This window comes from Staphylococcus parequorum (assembly GCF_039237145.1).
Taxonomy (GTDB): domain Bacteria; phylum Bacillota; class Bacilli; order Staphylococcales; family Staphylococcaceae; genus Staphylococcus; species Staphylococcus equorum_A.
In genome coordinates this window covers 1,008,899-1,033,557 of sequence record NZ_CP150682.1, presented here as the reverse complement: position 1 = coordinate 1,033,557, position 24,659 = coordinate 1,008,899, and the positions used below count along the sequence as shown (strand labels likewise).

Sequence of the window (24,659 nt, the reverse complement as noted above, 5' to 3'; positions counted from 1 at the left end):
AATTAACCTTTGTTTAATAAATCTTAAAATAACCATAATGCGAATGGTATCGTGATGAGTAAAGTAAGTACTACTCTTTCAAACCATATCAAGACCAATTTACCAACTGATATTTTTATCTCAGTTGAAAGAATCACAGGCACCACACTCGAGAAAAAGATAATTGCCGAAACACTCATTACGCCTACTATAAATCTCGTAGCTAAATCAGCAGTTTGTGCAATCGCTGCAGGCAACAGCATTTCAACAATCGAAATGGTTGAGGCTTGTGCTAATATTGCTACATCTTGGACTGGGAATATACTTATAAATGGATAAAATATATAAGATACATATTCGATTATCGGTGTATATTCAGCAATAATTAGACCTAAGAAGCCGATAGACATAATAGAAGGCAATATCGCAATTGTCATTACGACGCCGTCACGTAAATTTTCACGTACATTTCCTATTAGTGAGTCAGCATTTTTAACAGCTAATTTAGCTTCTAACCAAGACTCTTTTAATAAAGGCATATTTCTGCGTTTTTCTTCTTTATATGGTTGGTTCTGATATGTCGTGTTTTTCTCAAATCTTATAGGTGGGAGTTGTACGGTAATGGCAGTAACTATAAAAGTCACTGCAAGTGTGAACCAAAAGTAAAGGTTCCAATGTTCGATAATACCTAGTGTATTAGCTACTATAATCATGAAAGTAGCAGATACAGTTGAAAAACCTGTCGCAACGATAACTGCTTCTTTATGCGTATAGTCGCCTTTCTTATAGACTTTATTTGTAATTAATAAGCCAATTGAATAACTCCCTACAAACGAAGCAACCGCATCAACTGCTGATTTACCTGGCGTTTTAAAAATAGGTCTCATTACTGGTCTCATAATTACGCCAATAAATTCTAATAAACCGTAACCCACTAAAAATGTTAATAAAATAGCTCCTACTGGGATTAACACACTTAGTGGTATCGCTAATTTATCGTATAAAAAAGGTCCAATACTTTCTTTCAATACAAATCCTGGTCCAAAATCAAAGACAATCATGAAAGCAATGAAGACGCCTAGTACTTTAAATAAGCTAAATATAATATCAGTTTTTGATTTGTTCCACTTTTTATTAATAAATGGATGTAATGCACCTATAATGATTAAAAGTAATACATAATATGGCAAAATTGGATTCACCAAATATGTAATCCACTGAACAATATGATCAATCAGAATTGTTGATTTACCATTAATCGTTATAGGTACAAAGAAACATATAATGCCAATCAAGCTATAAATGAAAAATTTCCACATGTACTTCACGCCCCTAACATGAAAGTACGCCTCCCGCTATATTACTAAGTATAATATGATATGATATATCCTACCAATATAAATAAACTAATTATTAATAGTTTAAGACTATAAATAAAACAAATATTCAAGGAGGCTTTGTGTTGAAAATCATTCAATTAGAGTATTTTGTCGCTGTTGTGAAATATAATAGTTTCACTAAAGCTGCTAACTTTTTACATATTAGTCAACCGTCTTTAACGACTACAATAAAAAAAATGGAAGCCAATTTAGGGTATGACCTTTTTATGAGAACTACTAAGGATATTAAAATCACTGAAAAAGGAATTCATTTTTATAATTACGCCCAACAATTGATACAGAACTATCATCAAACAATAGAAAAAATGTATGACCTTAATATGGGACATGCGCCTAAAATCAAAGTGTCTATTTTAGAATCAGCAAATCAATGGATTTCTCAAGTGCTTTCTATCCATTTAAAATATAACCCCAACCAGACTTACCTTGTTTCTGAAGTGCATGACCAAAATAAAATACTGGAACAGCTCATCAATTTTGAAAATCACCTTGCATTGACCAATGAACAAATTAGTCATGAAGATATTAAATCTATTCCTCTATATGAGGAATCCTATGTCGTTATTACACCTAAAAATGCTTTTCCAGATACTAAAATAACGTCTATTAAATCATTGCCATTAATCTTACCTACCAAAGGTTCTCAAGTGCGTAAACATCTTGATGATTACTTTACACGTATGAATATACATCCGAATATCATTATGGAAGTTGATCGTTTTGAAGCGGCTACTAATTTTGTCCATAGAGGATTGGGATATGCAGTTATTCCACGTGTATATTATCAATCATTTAACGCTCGGGATTTGGATGCTTTGGAAATGCGTCCCAAATTAGGTCGTTCTATTTATATCAACTACCTAAAAAAAAGAAAGCACTCAGAACGAGTACTTTCTTTTATAAATCAATGCATTGATTATTGGAATATTAAAGAATAAAATGATGCAAAAAATTAGCAGATAATTTAGCAGTTCGATTATCCACATCATATTTTGGATTCGTTTCGGCAATACTAACAGTAGAAACTTTCTCACTTGGAATAATACGTTTCGCCAATTCAAGCACAACATGTGGTGATAGGCCTAATACAGCATTTGCACTTACCCCCGGTGCGAATGCACTATCAATAACATCCATACATATCGTAAACATAATCACATCATGATCATGTATAAAACGTTCTATCTTATCCTTAATTGGAGGAGAAATTTGATGTAACAATTCATCAGAATAAACAAAACCGATGTCTCTTTCTTTCGCGTAATCAAATAGTGCTTGCGTGTTACCACCTTGTTGAATACCTAATACTAAATAATCAGTACTTTCATCCTGTTCTAAAATTTGTCTAAAGGTCGTACCAGAAGTAGAACCAGATTCTTTTCTAGTGTCAAAGTGTGCATCAATATTGATGACACCAATAGAAGCATCAGGAAACGCCTCACGTGTGCCTAAATACTGCGCATAAGCGATATCATGTCCGCCCCCTAACAAAAAGGTTTGGTTATGTCTTTGTATCGATGAAGCAACATAATGCGCAAATTCTTGTTGTGTTTCTTCTAAAGTCTCATGATTATGTTCAACATTACCATAATCATAAATTGAACATGTTCTCAAGACTGGTAAATTAGCAAAAGTTTTCTTGATTGCATCTGGGCCTAACTTAGCTCCAATTCTTCCTTTATTAAGTTCAACACCCTTATCAACCGCATAACCTAACATACCTACACCGTGACGTGGCTCATCGTACTCATCTTCAATATTACGAAATTGTATTGTTTGAAAATGCCTGAATTCTGTTTCCTCTGTTTCACTATCTACTCTTCCTGTCCATAAATCACGTTGTGCTAATTTATACATAGTTCTCCTCCTTTTGAAACTATATCGACACTTAAAGTATACGCTTACATTTTTACCAATTCAATTATATTTATAATTATCTTTACCCACTTGTTTAAAAGTTAATTTTGAAATTCATATTAAAATTGTTGCATTTAGACGTTTGATTTTGTAAAAGTATTACATTTCAATGATAAATATTTGAATTTAATTTATTTATCACTCAGAAGTATGTATAATTAGGAATAAATGATTTTTCTGAACCCTATTGGAGGTTACATAATGAATACAAAACGTATACCAGGTTTTCAATGGGCAATGATGATATTTATTTTCTTCATTATTGCTTATGCAGCACCTATTATACTTAAAGATTTTCAAGGTACAATTTCTCTTAAAACTTTTGTCTTTGACATGAGCAGCTTAGCACCATTTATTGCTGCCGTTATATGTTTACTCGTCTTTAAACACAGAGGTACGCAACTTGGTAGTTTAAAGTTTTCAATTAGTTTAAAAGTTATAGAACGTATCATTTTAGCACTTGTCATACCATTAATTATTTTTATTATTGCTATGATTTGCTTCAATGTTTATGCTGATAGTTTTGTACTTCTACAAACAGACGATTTATCTGTTTCAATTATATCAATTATTATTGGTCAAATTATCATGGCTTTCTTAGTAGAGTTTGGTTTCCGTTCTTATTTACAACATATTGTTGAAACTAAGATGAATACATTTATCGCATCTATTATTGTGGGCATTATTTATTCAATATGGAATGTTAATATTTCATTTAGCTTTGATTATGCGATATATAGTTTCCTTTATTCTTTCGCTTTTTCAATGATTATTGGAGAACTTATTCGTGCTACAAAAGGACGTACAATATACATTGCGACAATATTCCATGCAACAATGTCATTTGGACTCGTTTTCTTATTTAACGAAGAATTAGGCGATGTGTTCCCAATGAAAGTAATTGCTTTAACTACGGCCGCTGTTGCTGCTGTTTACATTCTATTAAGTATTATCGTTCGTGTGATTCTTTATTTCTTCACAAAACGTAATTTAGATGAAGTGGATGATAACAACTACCTTGATCATGTTAATGAAACATCTGAAAACGATGCACAAACCGATGATGATGTTGATGAAGATAGTGTTAAAGATGAAAATAAGACAAGCACATCGTCTTCAGACAGCTTAAAGTCAACGACTGCTGCAAGTGGTGTTGCTGCGGCTCATCATACAGCGCACGACTCAGATCAACAACACACTGATGAGACAACAAAGACGACAACTTCAACAGTCGATGATAAAAATACAGCATCGTCTACAACATCTACTGTTAATGAAGCAACTGAACAAAACAACGCAGATTTAACTACTGATGATAATCAAAAAAAAACAAACACTGAAAGCAACTCGACGTATGATGACCATGTTGAAATAAATGAAGAAGATGACAAATCAAAATCTAATGATAATAACGACTCAAATAATTTGACTAATAGTTCCGTTGAAGCATCTACTGAAAAAGTAAAACATGATACAACTGACAACGATAATGAGTCATTAAAAACAAGTGCACGTTATTCATCTTCTCGTAAATCTTCGGCTGTGAGTAATGCGAAAGCATCCATTACAGATGATGATCATGTTGAAGACACATCATCAACTGAATCAAACACTACACACGCCACACATAATGATCAAGAAGTAGACAATGATTCAAATGATAAACAAACGCGTTCACCTTTTAATCTTAAAAGTAAACGTGGTCACCGTCGTTAGTTACACTAATGCGTAACATTATTAAAACTTGGGGAGTATGGTATGCCTCACAAAGTGTCGACAGAGTCTCTGGCTTTGTCGGCATTTTGTGTTTATGCTTTCTGCGCGTCCTATATTGCTTTATTAACTAGTCAGTCCTCTCCCAAAGGACTACCACCTTTAAATAAAAGTACAAAAAAGCGGATGAGACATAATTACATGTCTCATCCGCCTTTTTGTATTATTTATTTTTCAAGTACTTTCACACCGTCTGGTGAACCAATAATAATTTGGTCAGCAACATCTAAGAAATAACCGGTTTCCAATACACCCACAAGATGGATTAAATATTCATGCATTTCGTAAGCATCTATACTTCCGTTTAATTCTAAGTCCAATATATAGTTTCCATTATCTGTAATAAATGGCACATCATCAACAACACGGCGTATTGCTTTAATATTACCCTTACCATATGACTCAATCTTTTTAGAAACGAGTAGCCAATTAAATTTATCTACTTCCACAGGAAGCTTAAACGTTTGGCCTAAATAATCTACGCATTTACTATCATCTATTAAAACAATAAATCTGTCTGCCATAGCATCAATTACTTTTTCTCTAAATAGTGCTCCACCGCCACCTTTTATAAGGTTTAATTGATTGTCTACTTCATCAGCGCCATCAATTGCGATATCAATTTTATCCACATCGTTTACATCGACTACCCGCATACCTAATTCCTTTGCGATATAAGCTGTTTTGTTTGAAGTACAGACGCCAGTTATATCAATATGTGCTTGTTCTAATTTCTCTGCGATTTTTGGCACGAGTAGTTCAATTGTTGAACCTGAACCAATACCCACAACCATACCATCTTTAATTTGGTCTAATGCATCATCAAATGTACTTAACTTCAACTGTTTTTTATTCATAATGCTTCCCCTTTACACACAGTACTTTTATCTTTATTGTACATGAGATTCATAAAAATACATAGCTAAAAAACGTAAATATAAGACGCTAATATATGTTCACTTGCATATTCTGAAAATTGTTTTAAAATGATAATCACTAAACTGCAGGAGGTACTGAATTATGATTTATGCGCTAGATGCAATTTCTACAGGTAAAATTCAAGATTTATCATACAGTACGAAAAGACCGATGCGCTCAGCCTTAAACAAAAAGAGAATTACAAGTCAAATGTGGTTATCGAAGACTGGGTTTATTGAAGATGAGCAAGAATATAAAGGACACGGTGGACCAGATAAAGCGCTATGTCTTTATAGTAAGAAGAACTATGAATTATGGAAAAATGATGTTTCTACATTACCTGACTATGCTATGTTTGGTGAGAATTTAACTGCTGTCGATTTAGATGAAAATGATATTTATTTGGGTGATCAATTTCAATTAGATGAAGCAATTGTAGAAGTATCTGAAATAAGAGAACCATGTTGGAAAATTCAAGAAAAGTATAAAATTCCAGATTTAGTTAAGCGCATGTCGCGTTCTTGCAAGACTGGGTTTTATCTTAGAGTTATCAAAGAAGGATTTGTAGATAATGGTGCAAATTTAGAATTCATACATTCTTCAAACACGCATATGCCGCTTTCAGTGTTCGAACTGAATGACATCTATTATAACGATAATAAAAATATAACGCGGTTAACAGATGCTTTGAAAAATCCCTATCTAACTGACGAGAGACATTCAAAATTGCAAAAATTTTTAAAACGCGCACAAAACATCGCAGAGAAATAACTATATAAATGGAACTAGATAGAAAACTAAATTTTTCTAATAAGGTTTGTTGTATGATTCGACTTCGGCAAAGATGACTAGAAAATGGAATACAAGAATTGTAAGTCTTTAAAAGTTTAATATAAGCGCATTTCCAATGCAGTTAACTACTGACAATATAAAAATAAGTCTGAGACATATATTAATGTCCCAGACTTATTTGCATAATATCAATTTAGTTTCTATAACTCTTTTTCAAAAATTTTATATGACGTTTTTGAATAGTATGGTTGATTAGCTTCCAATATAGATGGTGCTTTTTCTCCCATTAAGTTAATGTCATTTGGTATACATTGCGTTTCAAGCGTAAAACCAGAATGTGCCTTATAAATATTAAAGTCACTTTGCCAACTTGTAGTATCATTAAATGTGAAAATGACAACATTTGGCATGTCAGTGTTCACTGTTAATAAAAAGCGTTTATTTTCAACGGTCATTTCATTGCCACCTATATCAAATGGATGATCGATGCCGCCAAAACGTTCCATTTGTGCTTTCACAACTGGATGCTCACTCGTAAAGATGTCTTTAAATTGTATGTTTCTTTCGTTAAACGTGTCCACTAAATCAATTGGTTCCATGCTTTCAACGATATTATCGTCGCCTAATAAATACATATCTAATTTTGAACTTGAAATACTATGGTTATCAATCACATTATTATCTCTATTCAAATTAAAATAAACATGATTCATCGGATTAAATAACGTTTTCTCTGTAGCGGTTGCTTTGTATTCAATTGTCCATTTATGATCAACATCATAAGTATGAATCACTTCTAGCTCAATATCGCCAGGAAAATGGTCGTCCGAACTTTTTATAGTTGTTGTAAAAATAACTTTTACTTGGCCCACTTGCTCTTCAATTTCATAATCAAAAAAGCGTGTACCAATACCTTCTGGCCCACCATGTATGTTATGTTCACCGTTATTTGCGTCAAGCTGATAAGTCTTTCCATCTAATTCGAAAGTAGCATTTGCAATTCTACCACCATAACGGCCAATTGTTGCCCCGAAATGAAATGGATTTTCTTCATAGAATTCATCTGCTTCTACAACATTTCCAAGTACAATGTTATTATCATCGTACTTCCATGAGACAATACGTGCACCATAATTTGTAAAAACAATTTTCGTTTCTTCATTATCAATTTTAATTAAATCAATACCATTACTTTGGCTTTCTACTTTTGCAAACATCATCAATTACTCCCTTTCAAACCCAATACTTTTTCAAAAGTTAATATCAGGTTTTATCATGAATAAAAACATCACTTACAAACGTGGCCTGTAAATCACAACTCAGAAGGGGATCTTCATTGTGTTTAGGCAATGTAAACTGTCTCACTACAAGTCCAATTTATTTGAATATTTATTTTGAAAATAATAATTCAATTGTAGTGAACAATCCCTATCACACATAATACGATTAAATGTAACAACATCAATGTGATTAACTATGCTTCCCTCTAGCATAAGTTAACTTGCAAAGTCACTGTGATGCAATAACACAAATCTTGTGTAATATTTAATACTCCCTAATTCTTCTATTACTCTCTTATATTGTAACAATTTAGTCAAATGTTTATCTATACTAATCGTCAATTTTAACAAACAATCATAAAAATTGTTATACTTTTTCTATTATTATACAAATAATAGCCAAATTTTCATTGTATAATATTATAACTTTGTTGATTTCCTCTTTATTCTACTACTTAATTTATATAAGTACATAGTAATTTTATATAAACAACTTTCTATTCACTCTAAAAAGATACGTTTTTTATACACAATAAATGTATCAATCATAAAAAATAAACTACCTCCACATATTACATGTTGATGGTAGTTTATTATAATCGCTCATTTTAAATTATTATTTTTTGTTAAATATACGTTTTACCGAACTCATAAAGCCTTTATCAAAACTCAAAATCGTATCTTTATAACTACGCACTGCAACCCATAATAGTATAAAAATAGTGATAATAGATATAATCATACTTAATACAATTTCCCATATAGCAACATCTGGCGTGGATGCACGAACAAACATCACAAATGGTGAAAGTAATGGTATGAAGCTGGTAATTTTCACCAATAATGTATCTGTGTTCATGATACTAAATAAGGAAATATAAAATGCAATCATGCTAATTAATGTCATTGGCATTAATGATTGATTAATATCTTCTATACGAGCAGTAATAGATCCTAAAATCGATGCTAAAATAATATATGAAAGTATACCAATAATCATTGATATGATACCTACGACGATTAATTGCACGGTTAATTCGTTTGGTTCAATATTAAACCCTTTTAACATATCTCCAATATCAAACAATAAGAAACATATAATGCCAGCCACAATAAATATACTGATTTGGGTTAATGCTACTGAAACCACACCTGCCATCTTCGCAAGAATATGCGTCACTGGTGACACACTCGTAATAATCATTTCGATAACTCGTGATGTTTTCTCAGTTGCGATTTCCATAGCAACTTGGCTCGCATAATTGAAAATGATAAAGAATATAAGCATCACGCCTGCATATACAATCATTGTATTAAAGCCTTTTTGAGCTTCACTTAAATTTGAATTGTTAGCATTATCTGCAAGCACTTCTGAAGTTACTTCACTTTGAGACTGTAACTGCTTTAATTCATCTTGTGATAAGTTTAAATTCGCTGCAACAAATTGTGTTTGTATAGTTGATAATGTCGCTTTTAATTTTTGCTTATCTTGTTCTGAAACAGTATCTTTACTCAATATTTTACCTGAAAGTTTTTTATCTTCACTCAGTTTAATAACGTAAGCTTTATCTAATTTTTCGTTTTTAACCTGTGACTTTGCTTGTTTTTCTGATAATTGCTTAAAGTCTGCGCCTTCATCAAGTTGATCACCTTGTGATTTAATGACTTTATAGATTTCATTATTCGATGAGACGACCCCTACTTTATCAGGTCCATCATCAAATAAATCAATAATTTTATTAATATTCGCCGCGCCAACCATTAAAAGAATCACAATAGCTGTAAAAATAACAAATGACTTTGTTTTGACTTTACTTTTATAAGTTAAGGAAAAAGTCGCAAAGAATTTATCCATTGACGTCACCTACTTTTGCTATAAAGATTTCATTTAGTGATGGTTCTACAACTTGGAATCGTTTGACGAAACCATACTGTATTACAACTTCATAAATTTTTTCAGCAACCTCTTCTGTCTCAATCATTGCTTTGATTTCTCTTTTACTTCTATCTACTTGTAATACACCGTCAATGCTATCTATTTCTGGCATTTCATGTTCTGTTTCTATGACGACGCTTTTCTTACCATGATTTGCTTTCACTTCATCAATTGGACCTGAAACAACAAGCTCTCCACGATTTAGAATACAGACATTGTCACATAATTCTTCTACATGTTCCATTCTATGAGAGCTATATATAATAGTAGTACCAGCATCATTTAAATCTTTAACAGCTGATTTTAATAACTCTACATTGACTGGATCTAAGCCACTGAATGGTTCATCCAAAATTAATAATTCTGGTTTATGTAACATACTTGCTAAAAGTTGGATTTTTTGTTGATTTCCTTTGGATAATGCTTCAATTTTCTTTTCTCTATTTTCGTTAATACCAAACCTATCTAACCAATAATCTATAGCTTCCGTAATTTCTTTGGACTTCATTCCTTTTAAAGTAGCTAAATAACGTAATTCATCTTCTACTTTCATTTTAGGATGTAATCCTCTCTCTTCTGGTAAATAGCCAATGTGGTTGTATGAAGTCTTGTCTATGGGTTTGTCATTATATGCAATTTTACCTTCAGTGATTGGCGTTAGTCCTAAAATCATTCTGAAGGTTGTCGTTTTTCCTGCACCATTTCTGCCTAGAAAACCTAACATTTTACCTTGTTCTAAAGATAATGAAATATCATTAACCGCTGTAAAATCTTTATATTTCTTGGTTACATGTTTAATGTTTAGTGACATTATGCCCCCGACCCCTCTCTTTTTAAAAATTATATACTTTGATAATACCATTAGATCAAGCAAAGTTACATTTTAAATTCAACTTTGCTAGACATGATTCTACTTTATTACTTCTTGTGCAAGTGATATTGCACAAGAAAAAACTAACGCTGTTTCCACTTAAACTAAGTTGGTAACAGCGTTTTAATTTCAGTATTTTAATTCCTCTTGTTTTTGATTATGAGTTTGTCCAAGTTGCTCATTTTCTTTTGGGTTAAAAGTATCCTCATACATGTGAGCATTCGAGCGAATGTGATTACCATATTTATGGCTCGTCCCATATTTATTTGTTTTTCTCTCACTATCCAAACAACAAATAACTAAACAATATATTCCTAATACCGCATAAATGATATATATCAACATCAGCGTAATGATACTAGAAATATTAGCATATTCAGGATCCATCGCATTTATTAATGTAATCATAATATTAGTAACAATTAATACGGCAAAATAAATCACTGGAATCAACATTTGTCTACCTGTATCATGAAATCTTCTAACCAATAATGCCCAGCAAGGAATCAGTGTAGCTAATCCATATATAACAAGATATATAAAAGATATGAATATTAGAATGCCTCCAATTACAGTGATTTCACCAGAATAAGATGAAAGACCTGAAACAAGCATAATAAAACCTATAATAAGTAATATTAGCCCTGGTATCATAAAAATCATATGCCATAATATCATATACCAATATTCGCTTCGACGTGAGCGCCCTTTAAAATTAACATAGTTTGTCCAGAACAATTTGAGTGCTTGAAGAAAACTAACTTTCCGCTCCATAATACTCCCCCTTTCATATTCATATGTTAAAGATAATTTTTAATTCACATTAAATTTTGGTACATTATATGTAAATTCTTTAAATATCTTATTTAGTTTAGTGTAACAAACTATTTTGTAAGTAGTAATACAATTTTACTGATTCTAAAAAAAACATTTAAAAATATTTATTTTTTAAAAAACTAGAAATCGGAGGAACAACTCATGGATTTTTTACGTCGAGATACAATAACTATTGCTAAAGATTTACTAGGTATCAAAGTGATTTTTCAAGATGAACTCGAAACATTCACTGGATATATTGTAGAAACAGAGGCCTATGTTGGCAAAGAAGACCGCGCCGCTCATGGTTTTAATGGAAAAAGAACGCCCAAAGTAGAATCTTTATATAAACGAGGTGGGACGATATATGCACACGTGATGCACAATCACCTTTTAATAAATTTTGTCACAAAAGATGAAGGCGTCCCTGAAGGTGTATTAATTAGAGCTGTCGAACCTAAAGAAGGTATCGAAACCATGAAATTAAATAGAGGAAAAAGTGGATTTGAATTAACCAACGGACCTGGAAAGTGGACCAAAGCTTTTAATATTCCTCGACATTTAGATGGTTCTCGTTTAAATGAAAGTCGTCTATTAATCGACACTAAAAATCGTAAATACCCATGTGCTATTGAAGAAAGCGGACGTATTGGAATTCCAAACAAAGGCGACTGGACATTTAAACCACTACGCTTTACTGTAAAAGGCAATCCCTATGTCTCTAAGATGCGTAAATCAGATATGACTGACCCAGAACATACTTGGCGCAAATAACTAATTATAATCATATAGAAAAGGAGTTTCCAAAAATGGAAGCTCCGCTACGTTCGTTTCTATTTCTTTTATCGATTGATTTATTCAACATTACAGACCCCACCACTGTTTAATTTAAACATATTATATTATTTTTGTTTGAAAAATGGCAGTAATTTGGGCCGACTCCTGCGGGAAAAGCACTAGCCGAATACTACTGGCTGAGGCTGTGCCCACGGAAAGCGTGCACAAAAAAGTGCCAACAAAGTCAGAGACTTTGTCGACACTCTGAGAGCTTCCAAAAATGGAAGCTCTTTTTTCTATATCAAGCATAAGTTTTTCATCAACTATTTATTTTTTAACTTTTTATTCCCATCTAATAAACCAAATTGAATTGTAATAATTGTACAAATAACCAATATAACTGGATAGAATGAATATTTTAATACTTCTAAATAAGAGACATCGCCATATTGCTCTACCATTAACATCCCACTGTCATGAGGGAGGACCATTAAAGCACTACAAGCAAATATATCTAGTAAGCTGGCCATCCGTTTAGGTGGCACTTTATATTCATCACCAATCTCTTTTGCAATTGGTGCCGAAATAATAATCGCTAACGTATTATGTGAAAGTGCAGCAGACAGCACACCTGACATCATACTGATGACATATTCAGCACTTTTACGTCCTGTAGCTTTTCGCTTCATAGCTTGAATGATCCAATCTACACCACCATAGTATCGAATCAATGCTACAAGGCCAGATACTAAGAATGCTACAAGGAAAATGTTGAACATACTTTCCATACCATCACCAATCGATTTCGTAAATTGGAAGATACCCATTTGACCTTGAACCAAACCTAGTAGTCCAGCCATCCCGATACCAAGAATAAGCACAAGAATGACGTCTAAACCTGCAATAGCCGCTATTAATACAAATATATAAGGCAAAATATTAATGAAATTGAAACTTAAATCGCCTTCTACATTACCAGTCCCACCAACAATGGCATATATAATCGCTGTGATGAATGCGGCGGGCATAGCAATGAGCACATTCATTTTAAATTTATCTTTCATCTTGGCACCTACGCCGTTCGTTGCAGCAATCGTTGTATCAGAAATGATAGATAAATTATCACCAAAGTAAGCACCTGCAATAACAGCTGCACCCGCTGCTGCTACGCTTAAGTCCGCTGCTTGTGCCACGGCTACACCTACAGGAATAAATGCTGCTTGCGCTCCTGTTGAAGTCCCTAACGTTAAGGCAGCAAACCCACTCATTATAAATATTCCTGGGATAAGTAAACTTGGCGGAATCACGGATAGACCCATGTTGACCATAGCTTCTTTACCCCCCATTTCAGACGTAACCGTTGAAAAAGCACCTGCAAGTAACAATATTAATCCAAGATTTACAATGCCTGAGTTCCCTGCGTGTTCAGTAAAAATCTGAACTTTTTTCGTAAATTTCGTTTTTCTATCATAACAAGTCCATGCTATGACAATACCTATAAAAATAGCGACATGTCGTGGCAGTTGATCAAAAGCATCCTCTTTGCCCATAATCGTAAATGTAATCCCCACACCGATATATAAAACTAAAAATATTAATAACGGCAATAATGCTAACGCACCATATTGTTTTTCACTTCTTAATGATTCATCCATATACTTACTCCTTATAACCTAGTATTTACATATGATATATAGTATATCAAAACCGATTGAATGTCATTGCATAAAACTTCATTTCTTTTATTCAGTTATTCATTTTCGTTCCATCACATTGATATAGCTCATTTTAATACTACCTCTATTATATTATGAATCAATTTTGAAGCACTGCTATTACCTTTAATACTATATAAATGAAGTAACATTAAAAATCAAAGTGTTATTTTACACAAATGAAATTAATTTTCTTTCGAATTTAATTCTTTTCTAGCGTTATAGTGTTTTAAAATGTATAATAAATACAATGGGCTTTTGTAAGCACTTTCTTGTTTTAGTGCGAAATTTGTTTACATATCACATTATAGGAGAGATTTATTTGTAAAATGAGGGGGAATGAAAATGCTAGAGCTAGATGCTATTACTACTTTAGCACTCGCGAGTGTTTTATACCTTTTTGGTATATTTATTGTGAATCACGTATCAATTTTAAGGCGATTATGTATTCCAGCACCAGTAATTGGTGGTTTATTATTCTCAATACTAGTTGCTGTCTTACAATCAACGAATATTATAACAATAAAATTAGATTCTGATTTTATTCAGAATTTCTTTATGCTTGCTTTCTTTACAACAATTGGGCTAGGAGCATCATTAAAACTACTACGCTTAGGCGGAAAAGTATTAATATTATATTTTATCTTTTGTGGCGTTCTTGCCGTATTCCAAAATATCATCGGTGTATCTATCGCAAAAGTTTTAAATATTCCGCCATTGCTTGGACTAACAGCTGGTTCAATGTCAATGGAAGGTGGACATGGTAATGCTGCAGCATATGGTCAAACCGTGCAAGACATGGGTATTGATTCCGCATTAACAGCCGCTCTAGCAGCTGCAACATTAGGACTTGTTGCTGGTGGTTTAATTGGTGGACCAGTCGTTAAATTTTTAATAAATAAATATAATTTAAAACCAGAACATGCAGAAGAAACAATGAAAGATTACAGTAGTGTAAAATCAAACTCATACTTAAAAAATCGCATGACACCGACAACTATTTTCCTATTACAATTTTCAATTGTAGCCATCTGTATGGCTATTGGTTCTTATTTAGGTAATACGTTCTCAGATTTAACAGGTATTAATATCCCTGTTTATGTAGGTGCTATGTTTGTTGCAGTTATCATACGTAATATTTCAGAATATAACAATTTAAATCTGATTGATATGAAGATTATCGATAGTATCAGTGATGTTTCTCTTAGCTTATTCTTATCTATTGCCTTAATGAGTATTCAACTTACTGAAATTTATCAATTAGCAGTTCCATTAATTGTTATTGTATTAGCACAAGTTGTATTCATCGTTTTATTCTCAGTCTTCGTCGTATTCCGAGGACTTGGTAAAAATTATGATGCCGCAGTTATGATTGGTGGTTTCATCGGACACGGTCTTGGTGCTACACCTAACGCAATGGCTAACTTAGATGTTATTACTAAAAAATACGGTGCATCACCTAAAGCTTATCTTGTCGTTCCGATTGTCGGTGCGTTCTTAATAGATTTACTTGGTGTACCAATCGTTACAGCATTCATTAACATTTTTGGTTAAAGTAAAATGACATTTGAATCAAACTGAGATATAAACATGCTCAGTTGAATAAAAGGATGGCCGAGACAAGTATTTATGTCTTAGCCATCCTTTTTATTACCTAATATCTAATCCTCTTTGCTCTATCCATGATTCTAGCTTAGGACTAAAGATCATTTGTGATTGTTTTAAATCTTTAATTGTTGGCGTATCAAGCATGGTCATAATTTTCTTCATATGCTCTGTGAATTGTTCAGTATAATTAATTGTCTCTGTAATGCCATGGTTCTCGACTTGGTTTAAAAATGGTCGTGACATACCAACAGCACTCGCACCTAATGCAAGGCATTTCACTGCATCTAATGGTGTTCTCACACCACCACTTGCTAATATATCCATATCTTGCTGGTGTGCAGTACTTTCTAATAATGATTCAACAGTCGTTTGACCCCATAAACCAAGATAATCCATATCTTTATACGTACGTCTTTCATTTTCAATATCTACAAAGTTTGTACCGCCGCGTCCACTTACATCAACGTATCGGATTCCAATCTCATACAATTGTTTAATTGTTTCTTTGCTCATACCAAAGCCAACTTCTTTAACAATTACTGGTACATCCACATGTGCTACAATTTGCGCAAGGTTTTCCATCCATGTAGAGAAGGTTCTATTCCCTTCTGGCATGACAAGTTCTTGGGGTGCATTTACATGAACTTGTAGCGCTTGTGCATCAAGTAATTTCACTGATTCAACTGCTTTATCTACAGGCACATCTGCACCAACATTACTGAATATAATACCATCAGGATTTGTTTCTCTTACTACACTAAATGATGAAATCATTTTACTATTACGTAAAGCAGCATGTGTAGATCCTACAGCCATTGCCATCCCAGTTTCACGTGCAATGATTGCCAGCTTCTCATTGATTTCTTTCGTCCATTCACTGCCGCCTGTCATTGCATTAATATATAATGGTTTCTTAAGTGTAAAGTCCTTTAATTCACTTTGTATATTAACATCATCCACATCAATATTCGGAATTGAATGATGGACAAACCTTATTTCATCAAAATCTGAAATTGTAGCATCTTGTTGTGCCATTGCAATTTCTACGTGCTCATTCTTTCTTTGTTCTCTTTTATTATCACTCATCTTTTGCCCTACTTTCAATCCTTATTATGTTCACTCTATTATTTAAAACATTACCTATATTTTCAAATATAAAATTAAAACCATTTTTCTTTTTTAAAATAAAAAATACTCCCTATACTAATCGCTAACATGATTGCAAGCACAATGTAATAACCGTAATGCCATTTAAGCTCTGGCATATTTGAAAAATTCATTCCATATATACCTGTAATTAATGTTAGTGGGAGGAATACAACAGATACTAAAGTAAGTATTTGCATAATGCTATTCATCTTATAGTATGAATATGACGAATAATTATCCCTTATTTCTTCTGTCATTTCTTGTGATAAGTTCATTATATTTTCTTGTTTAATCATATGATCGTCTATATGTTGAATATACATATGATTTTTGTCATCTACAAGTAATTGACTGCTTTCTTTCATATTCTCTACTAATTCTCTCATTGGATATATAATACGCTTTAATTTTATGATTTTTGAACGTATTTTAAATACATCATCCATTATTTCTTTAGTTGAGCTACCATGTGTTTCTCTATCTTCTAACTCATAGACTTTATTTTCGATATCATAAATTAATTCAAAATAAGTATCTACAACTTCGTCCAAAATATAAAGTATCGCATCTGAAGCATCTAAATCCGATTCATAATGACTTGAGATATACTGTTCCACTTCTTGTAATACATCAAAGGGCTTATGATGATATGTAATTAACATGTTGTCTTTAATGAACAGATTCAGAACTTTATCTCCTTTATATTGCGAGTCAACACTATGAAACACTATGTATTGATAAGTATCATAGGTTTTATATTTAGCTCTTGGAGTCCCATTTACCGTATCATCAATTTCAAGCTGATTAAAATTAAAGTAGGATTGTAACATCTCGTTTTCTTCATCAGATGGATCATTAAAATCACACCAGATAAAAGTAGCTGATTCAGGAATTTCTTTAAAGTGGTTAACTTGAGTTAAAGTTTCTTTGGAAGTCTGATATTTTATTGTCACACTCATAATTTCCCTCCTCAAATCATTTCTTCTATTTTACCATGAAATAGACCGTATGTATGGTTTGGTAAGTTTTAGTTATTTTTCTTTAGAAAATACATTTACATGTTAAAATTTAACTATTACTTTTGTTTTTAACAACCAAGGAGCTGTTTACATGGAAAAGCCTTTTACAGTAGTTCAAACTGTTGCTCAAGAAATGATTGACCATAACGGACACGTACATGATGCGAACTACAATATGGTTTTTAGTGACGCAATTAACCAATTTAATTATCAGCATGGTTTATCACTTCAAGAACGTAAAGCATTAAATTATACAATGTTCACTGTTGAGGAACAGACTGCTTATTTATCGGAATTAATTGAAAATGACCAATTCTACATCAGTGTATATATATATAATTATGATGTTAAGAGAGTACATTTCTTCTGTATAATGAAACAACAAGACGGGACGACTGTAGCTACAAATGAAGCTATGATGTTAGGTATTAGCAGAGAGACTAAAAAATCAGCCCCATTCCCTCAACATTATTTAGATCAAATTGTAAGTTACTATGATAATCAAGGACGCATCGAGTGGCCTAAACAATTAGGTCATCGTATCAACATTCCACAACAAGGAGATGCATATTCATGACACAAAGTATAAGAGAAATCGTACAATTACAACTTTATGATTTATTTGATAATACTAAATTTGAACTGAGTGAACTTAACCAAAATAAAAGTCTCGTTATTAATGGCCCTGATAGTAAACTCATTAAGCGAGGTTTAGATATAAGCTATCTCCAAGGTCAAAAGAAGGCAATCGATGCCATTCATACGCTTTTAAAAACATATACAGATGACCGTACATTCATTGAACATTATAATAATTACACGCTTATTACTTCTGAAGAATTTGAAACATCTGCTTCTAACTTTAGTTCAATGATTGAACCTCAAGATGAATTTGAATTATTTTTAGCCACTCACTATAATCTAAGGGGTCAAAAATTAGTTATTGATACAGTTAACACACTTATAAATACTTAAACGCAATGAAACCGTAGTGGGACAGAAATCTAATGTTTCTAAAAAGATTTCGTTGTATGAGTCACCTCGGCAAAGCTGACTAGAAAATAATTCAGGCTGAGACAAGTATTTATGTCCCAGCCTCGTTTTATTTTATTCTATATCCTTTGCCTTTGTAAGTTGGATTTTCATTTGAAATAACTAACTTTATCGTACATTATACATCAATTGTATTAACGATTTGTTTAACCACTTTATGAGACTCTCTAATAGGCAAAAGTTCGAATGCATGAACCATATTTTTATATTCATAATAATGTATGGGTTGTTGACGCTCTTCTAAAATATCAACCAATTTTTTCATATCTGGTTGATAAATTTCACGCGTACCACCAAACATAAATATCGGTGGTAAATGACTTAAATTCCCATTAATAGGTGAAACTTTAGGTTCATCTAGTGAAAAACCTTTTGACCAATGGCGCATAATTTTTTGAATACCATATCTATTTAGAATGACATCTTTCTTTTCTAATTCTTCTGTAATCGCTTCGTTTTGTAGATCCGCATCTAGAAGCGGTGACAGTAAATAAAGTTTATTTGGTAAGGGTTGTTGCTTATCTTGCAATTGCTGCATAAAGCCTAATGCTAATGCACCGCCAGTCCCATCACCCATAATAACAATTTCATCACTACTCACTTCGGATAATAATTGATTATACACTTCAAAAATAGCACTATATGTGTCATCAATATAGTACTCAGGTGCTTTAGGATAAATTGGCATAACAATTTCATGTAATGTACTTAATGCGAGCTTATCCATTAATCTCCAATGAAATGCTGACGGTTGCAATACATTGTAGCCACCATGTATATATAGTATTTTTTTCTTGCGACTATGCCTAAAACAAAATCTGAAAAGCTGCATGTTCCCTATAGTTTGCTTATCCAAATCAGATTTTACATTTAATGTTTCTGGTTGTTTATGCTTTTTTTCATTCATTTTTAACCTTGTATCTAAAAATCGTTCAAAATCTTGCTCACCTTCAAATAAAATTGATCTATGTGGTAATAAATACTTGTTGATAAATTTTGTTGTCAGTCTTGATTTCATTCATAATCAACCCAATCTCTATATTTAATGTGCATTTTATCAGAATTTTTTAATATAATTTAGTATTTAAAAATTAATGTTATGGTAAAATTAATACAATGACATAAAAAAGAAGATATAATATAATGTAAGTAACATAAAAAACCCCTATTTTAAATGCTATTGAATATTAAATACATTCTATCGATAATTAAAATGTATCAGTTATTAAGCATTATAACAAAACAAAAGTCATAAAATAAGAAGATGTTAATATTAGTTTAGCGAAAGGAGCACCTTATGGCCGAAAAAAACAAACAGTTTGCCGATTTTGAGCACACATTAACGAGCGAGCCTATGCAAAGAGGATCTCGCTACGGTAAAAAGAAACTTTCTTGGGTGAACATACTTATCCAACTTATCGTATTAATATTAGTAGCTATTACAGGCTATAGTATGTTTAAGGAACCTATTTTCAATCTAGTATTTGTCAAAGAAACGATTAACTTCCACCAACTTACAAACTTTCAGGAAACGATCAATAGCTTCTCTAACTTAAATATCAATGTTGAAAACATTGATAACTTACAAACAAGTATCGATCGTTTAATATTAGTGTTTTATGTATTTTTTATTGCTTGTATTTTTAGTATCATTTTAACAATTTTTACGATTATTTTTAATAGAACTGCATTAAAAGTTGTCAATATGTTTGTTATTGCTATTATGTTAGTTATTACATTTGGTTTTTCTTACTTAATTAAAAATATTGCTAAACGTATTGCCGATTCAATGAATCAATATTACGTTTCAGTTAGGCCTATTGATATATTGACAGAAGCCGACGCAATTCATAATGCGCTCATTCTTTTAGGATGTAGTATTGCTTTGATTATCATTAGTATGCTTTTTAGAAATCGTAAACCTCGTATACGTGCTTAATATCCAAAGCATAAGCATTGATTCATTAAACTAATACAACTAAATTTAAAATAGAAAGAACCAATCCATTAAACAACTGAACTGCACCCAGTCAAGTAGACAAGTAAATAATTAAATTTTAGGTTGATCTCGTATTAAGCGAGATCAGCCATTTTTAATGTGATGCGCTCATTATTAAAAAAATGAATATAATCATCTATAATAATTTTAGCTCTTTCTATATTCTCAAATAAATAATGTTTATTTCCTCTATAAATCTCACTTTTAATAATCCCCCAAACACTTTCCATTGGTCCATTATCTATACATCTACTAACACGCGACATACTTTGAATTACGCCAAAGCGATTTAATTTATCTCTAAATCGCCTAGATGTGTATTGGTACCCTCGGTCACTATGCAAAAGAATACCTTCGGTAGAGTCCATATTACATACTGCTTTATCAAAAGTGTTAAATACGAGTTGATTATTATTTGAAGCACTTGTTTCATAACTAACTATTTTATTTGTACCTAAATCATAAATAGCACTTAAATATACTTTGTTTCCAGCTTTAAGTCGAAACTCAGTTACATCAGTTAACCATTTAACGTTAGGTTTATCTTCTTGAAATTCACGATTCAATATATTTTCAGCTGTGATTTGAGGCGTTGAGCGTTTATATGGTGCTCTCTTACGACGTATGACAGCAGTTAGTCTCAGTTTTTTCATTAATCGATAAATACGCTTCTGATTCACTTTTTTACCTAATTTAATTCGAATATAAATGTAAATACGTCTGTAACCATAAATGCCTTTATATTTATCATATATTTCTTGTATGTCTTCCATTAAAGATTCGTTTTCTACATCTCTTTGTGTAGGTACGCGATGAATCCATTTATAATAACTGGATCTTGAAATTCCAAGCGTTTGGCATAGTTGTTGAACAGGATATTCTTCTTTTAGCGTTTGGATCGTTTCGTATGCCGTGATTTGTTTGATTTTTGATTCATCATCTCTCTTTCTATTTCTTGATATTTTTTTAAAACTTTATTTTCCATTTCTAAAATTTTATTACGTTCTTTTAATGCTTTAATTTCAGCTTCATTAACTTCTTCAGAAGTTAATATTGATTGAGGTTTACCTTTACCTCGACCATCGATTAGACCGTCGCTGCCATGCTCTTTATATTTTTGTATCCATTGGTACACTTGACCGTAAGTAACATTAAATCTTTGGGCTATTTCTTTGTAACTTAATTCATTATCCAGATAAAATTTAACGATATTTAATTTTTCTTCATAAGTCGTTTTTTTCGCTTTCATTATATACACCTCAGATATTGAAGAATAATTTTGGTTCTCTTTATCCTCAGTATAACGTTTTGTCCAATTAATTATAGTCTTATGTGATGGCACGTTGTATTTAATCGCTAAATCTCGATAAGATAACTCACTATGAAAATATTCATCAACAACGTTCATTTTAAATTCTTTTGAATAACTATTGTTATTTGATTTTGGAATCAACGATTCCATACCTTTATCTAAATATTGATAGTATTTATCTCTTAATATACCTGTATGAATATCTAGGTTTAATTCATCTACAATATTCGCAAAACTCATGCCTTCTTCATATTTGTCAAAGGCAATAAGAAGTGAATTTAAATCTACTTTAAGTTTTTGAGACACAAAAAAACTCCCTTCAAAGTTTTTACTTTTTAAGTGTCTACTTTGAAGGGAGCATATCAAACTAACGGATTGGTTCTTTTAATTTGGAATGAGAATTTTATCCTCACGCTTTAATATTTTATAGTTACTTTAATTCTCTTTCGATAGATAATGTTCTTTCCCTTTTAAGAAAAGACTCAATATAAATGCAAGCGCACTTAAACCTGTCGCAATTAAGAATGCACTATTCACACCATTGATGGATGCGAGTTTCTGAACAAATTCTAACAATTGTGATGTCGCCAATTGTTCGCCACCCATTGCTTGAGCCATTTCTTGTAAACGATCTTTAATAAATGGATTTGTTTTATCTAAATCTTGTGAATAAGCAGCGATATGTTCAGTTGTTTGTGTTGACATTACAGTCACTAATAAGGCTGTGCCTATAGAACCTGCAAGTTGTCTTAATGTATTGGATAAGGCATTACCATGCGAAATCAAACGTTGTGGCAAGGAATTCATACCCGCAGTCATAATCGGCATCATGATAAAACTCATACCAAATGAACGAATCATATAAACTACTACTAAGTGAGCATATGTTGTATTCATATCAAGTTTAGTCAATTCCCAAGTTGCATAAGTCATAATTGCTGTACCTATAAGGGCTAACGGTTTAATACCAATTGTATCTAGTAATTTACCTGAAATTGGACCCATTACTCCCATAATTAATGCACCTGGCAATAATAGTAAACCTGATTCCATTGGACTGAATCCTCTTAGATTTTGTAAATATAGTGGTAACAGAATCATACCACCAAATAAACTCATTGTGACAATCATATTGATTACAGTTGTTAAAGTGAAACCAGAATATTTTAATACTTCTAGATTTAACATCGGTACACGCATTGTAAGTTCTCTGATAACAAAGGCAATAATAAAAATAACACCTAGCACTAATGAAATTAACACTATAGGTGAAGTCCATGTATTATTTCCTGCTTCACTGAAACCATATAATAACGCACCAAAACCAATAGTACTAAAGATAATACCTGGAATATCTGCTTTAGGGTTTGTCGTTTCTTGATATACTTTAAACCATATATAACCAACAACTAAAGCTACAAGTCCGATGATAAACATACCATAGAACATAACATTCCATTGATAATTTTCAACGATATATCCAGATAATGTTGGACCAATCGCTGGTGCTAAGATCATTGCGATACCTAACGTTCCCATTGCCGCACCACGTTTTTCTGGTGGGAAAATCGTCATAAATACATTTGTACCTAACGGCATTAATATACCTGCGCCAATGGCTTGCAATACGCGTCCTACCATCATCATTCCAAACGAGCCTGATATACCACAGACTAAAGAGCCCAGAGTGAATAATGCCATCGCAACTAAAAAGAGTTTACGATAAGAGTATTTATTAAATAAATACGCACTGATAGGAATCAAAATACCGTTGACCAACATAAATCCTGTCATCAGCCACTGACCCGTATTCGCAGAAATATTAAAATCAATATTGATTTCTGGTAAAGCCACGTTCAATAATGTTTGGTTTAAAATTGCAATGAACATACCAAAAATCATGGCTACTAAAACTTTGCCTTGTGTAGCACCCTTACCAAACATAAATGAACTATGTTTAGCTTTTAGCTGTTCATTGACTTGGGCTTCTTCTGAATTTGGATTTATCTTTTCGTGATCAGAATCAGTTTGTTGTTGTACTTCTTCTGTTTCTGTATTTGAGTGTTCAATTTCATCATCAAGTACACCAGAATCCGATGTAACATTTTCACTTGTATGATGTGTTTCTTCAGATTGTGACATTGTTTCGCTAGATTTTTCATTGTCTCTTACTTTAAATTTAGATTGATAAGTTTCATTCGATGTGTTGTTTTCATGCTTAGCATGTTCCATTTGTCGCATTGATTTCTTCTTATTTTTTTTAGTGATAAATAGATTCAATAATCCGACAAGAATGAGCGCTATGACTACGTAAATTATAATGAAGGCTATTGTCATTTCAAGCC

Annotated in this window: 20 protein-coding genes and 1 pseudogene; 8 read left to right on the top strand and 13 right to left on the bottom strand. The window is 32.2% G+C overall.

The genetic code is table 11. The annotated features are described in order from the left end of the window. Positions 1-23: 23 nt before the first annotated feature. Positions 24-1,298 (bottom strand): YjiH family protein, encoded by a 1,275-nt coding sequence (locus AAA453_RS04730; protein ID WP_427706640.1) that lies wholly within the window; start codon positions 1,296-1,298, stop codon positions 24-26. A gap of 143 nt (positions 1,299-1,441) precedes the next feature. Between AAA453_RS04730 and AAA453_RS04725 the strand changes: the two genes are divergently transcribed. Next, a complete protein-coding gene (locus tag AAA453_RS04725) occupies positions 1,442-2,317 on the top strand; it encodes a LysR substrate-binding domain-containing protein (RefSeq protein ID WP_427706638.1) in 876 nt (291 codons plus the stop codon). On the opposite strand, the gene hutG is transcribed toward AAA453_RS04725, so the two are convergent. Beyond that, positions 2,307-3,236 (bottom strand): formimidoylglutamase, encoded by a 930-nt coding sequence (gene hutG / locus AAA453_RS04720; RefSeq protein WP_427706636.1) that lies wholly within the window; start codon positions 3,234-3,236, stop codon positions 2,307-2,309. The genes AAA453_RS04725 and hutG overlap by 11 nt on opposite strands. A gap of 261 nt (positions 3,237-3,497) precedes the next feature. Between hutG and AAA453_RS04715 the strand changes: the two genes are divergently transcribed. Continuing rightward, a complete protein-coding gene (locus AAA453_RS04715; protein WP_427706634.1) occupies positions 3,498-5,012 on the top strand; it encodes a CPBP family glutamic-type intramembrane protease in 1,515 nt (504 codons plus the stop codon). Positions 5,013-5,236: 224 nt separating this feature from the next. Here the strand turns inward: AAA453_RS04715 and AAA453_RS04710 are convergent, their stop codons facing one another. After that, positions 5,237-5,926: a ribose 5-phosphate isomerase A gene (locus AAA453_RS04710; RefSeq protein ID WP_069832974.1), complete on the bottom strand. Its 690-nt coding sequence runs from the start codon at positions 5,924-5,926 to the stop codon at positions 5,237-5,239. Positions 5,927-6,089: 163 nt separating this feature from the next. Here AAA453_RS04710 and AAA453_RS04705 point away from each other — a divergent pair, with 163 nt between their 5' ends. After that, on the top strand, positions 6,090-6,758 hold the full coding sequence (locus tag AAA453_RS04705; protein ID WP_427706632.1) for an MOSC domain-containing protein: 669 nt from the start codon (positions 6,090-6,092) through the stop codon (positions 6,756-6,758). A gap of 221 nt (positions 6,759-6,979) precedes the next feature. Here the strand turns inward: AAA453_RS04705 and AAA453_RS04700 are convergent, their stop codons facing one another. The 4 genes from AAA453_RS04700 to AAA453_RS04685 all read right to left on the bottom strand — a co-directional run bounded on the left by AAA453_RS04700 (position 6,980) and on the right by AAA453_RS04685 (position 11,640). Then, on the bottom strand, positions 6,980-7,996 hold the full coding sequence (locus tag AAA453_RS04700) for an aldose epimerase family protein (protein ID WP_427706630.1): 1,017 nt from the start codon (positions 7,994-7,996) through the stop codon (positions 6,980-6,982). 679 nt (positions 7,997-8,675) lie between these two features. Beyond that, a complete protein-coding gene (locus tag AAA453_RS04695) occupies positions 8,676-9,914 on the bottom strand; it encodes an ABC transporter permease (RefSeq protein ID WP_427706628.1) in 1,239 nt (412 codons plus the stop codon). After that, positions 9,907-10,806 (bottom strand): ABC transporter ATP-binding protein, encoded by a 900-nt coding sequence (locus AAA453_RS04690; RefSeq protein WP_427706626.1) that lies wholly within the window; start codon positions 10,804-10,806, stop codon positions 9,907-9,909. Before AAA453_RS04690 ends, AAA453_RS04695 begins: the two co-directional genes overlap by 8 nt. 189 nt (positions 10,807-10,995) lie before the next feature. Continuing rightward, complete coding sequence (locus AAA453_RS04685) at positions 10,996-11,640, bottom strand: DUF805 domain-containing protein (RefSeq protein WP_427706624.1); 645 nt, start codon at positions 11,638-11,640, stop codon at positions 10,996-10,998. Between the two features lie 204 nt (positions 11,641-11,844). Here AAA453_RS04685 and AAA453_RS04680 point away from each other — a divergent pair, with 204 nt between their 5' ends. Continuing rightward, positions 11,845-12,456 (top strand): DNA-3-methyladenine glycosylase, encoded by a 612-nt coding sequence (locus tag AAA453_RS04680; protein WP_427706622.1) that lies wholly within the window; start codon positions 11,845-11,847, stop codon positions 12,454-12,456. Positions 12,457-12,782: 326 nt separating this feature from the next. Here the strand turns inward: AAA453_RS04680 and AAA453_RS04675 are convergent, their stop codons facing one another. Continuing rightward, positions 12,783-14,114 (bottom strand): Na+/H+ antiporter NhaC family protein, encoded by a 1,332-nt coding sequence (locus AAA453_RS04675; RefSeq protein ID WP_427706620.1) that lies wholly within the window; start codon positions 14,112-14,114, stop codon positions 12,783-12,785. A gap of 405 nt (positions 14,115-14,519) precedes the next feature. Here AAA453_RS04675 and gltS point away from each other — a divergent pair, with 405 nt between their 5' ends. Further along, positions 14,520-15,728: a sodium/glutamate symporter gene (gene gltS, locus AAA453_RS04670; RefSeq protein WP_427706618.1), complete on the top strand. Its 1,209-nt coding sequence runs from the start codon at positions 14,520-14,522 to the stop codon at positions 15,726-15,728. Between the two features lie 96 nt (positions 15,729-15,824). Here the strand turns inward: gltS and fni are convergent, their stop codons facing one another. Then, positions 15,825-16,868 (bottom strand): type 2 isopentenyl-diphosphate Delta-isomerase, encoded by a 1,044-nt coding sequence (fni, locus tag AAA453_RS04665; protein ID WP_069817586.1) that lies wholly within the window; start codon positions 16,866-16,868, stop codon positions 15,825-15,827. 74 nt (positions 16,869-16,942) lie between these two features. Then, positions 16,943-17,890, bottom strand: coding sequence for a magnesium/cobalt transporter CorA (gene corA / locus AAA453_RS04660; RefSeq protein ID WP_427706616.1), 948 nt, complete (start codon positions 17,888-17,890; stop codon positions 16,943-16,945). Between the two features lie 151 nt (positions 17,891-18,041). Here corA and AAA453_RS04655 point away from each other — a divergent pair, with 151 nt between their 5' ends. Both AAA453_RS04655 and AAA453_RS04650 read left to right on the top strand, forming a co-directional pair. Continuing rightward, on the top strand, positions 18,042-18,527 hold the full coding sequence (locus tag AAA453_RS04655; RefSeq protein WP_427706614.1) for a thioesterase family protein: 486 nt from the start codon (positions 18,042-18,044) through the stop codon (positions 18,525-18,527). Next, positions 18,524-18,925, top strand: a complete 402-nt coding sequence (locus tag AAA453_RS04650) for a hypothetical protein (protein WP_285323699.1) — start codon at positions 18,524-18,526, stop codon at positions 18,923-18,925. The genes AAA453_RS04655 and AAA453_RS04650 overlap by 4 nt, the downstream gene beginning before the upstream one ends. 196 nt (positions 18,926-19,121) lie before the next feature. Here AAA453_RS04650 and AAA453_RS04645 read toward each other — a convergent pair whose 3' ends face one another. Beyond that, the gene (locus AAA453_RS04645; protein WP_427706611.1) at positions 19,122-20,021 is read right to left on the bottom strand and encodes an alpha/beta hydrolase fold domain-containing protein; all 900 of its coding nucleotides are present in this window, start codon (positions 20,019-20,021) and stop codon (positions 19,122-19,124) included. A gap of 279 nt (positions 20,022-20,300) precedes the next feature. On the opposite strand from AAA453_RS04645, the gene AAA453_RS04640 reads away from it, so the two are divergent. Continuing rightward, complete coding sequence (locus AAA453_RS04640) at positions 20,301-20,942, top strand: hypothetical protein (RefSeq protein ID WP_427706609.1); 642 nt, start codon at positions 20,301-20,303, stop codon at positions 20,940-20,942. Positions 20,943-21,076: 134 nt separating this feature from the next. Here AAA453_RS04640 and AAA453_RS04635 read toward each other — a convergent pair. Continuing rightward, a pseudogene (locus AAA453_RS04635) lies at positions 21,077-22,677 on the bottom strand (IS3 family transposase). Positions 22,678-22,749: 72 nt separating this feature from the next. After that, positions 22,750-24,651 (bottom strand): DHA2 family efflux MFS transporter permease subunit, encoded by a 1,902-nt coding sequence (locus AAA453_RS04630; RefSeq protein WP_427706607.1) that lies wholly within the window; start codon positions 24,649-24,651, stop codon positions 22,750-22,752. Positions 24,652-24,659 lie beyond the last annotated feature (8 nt).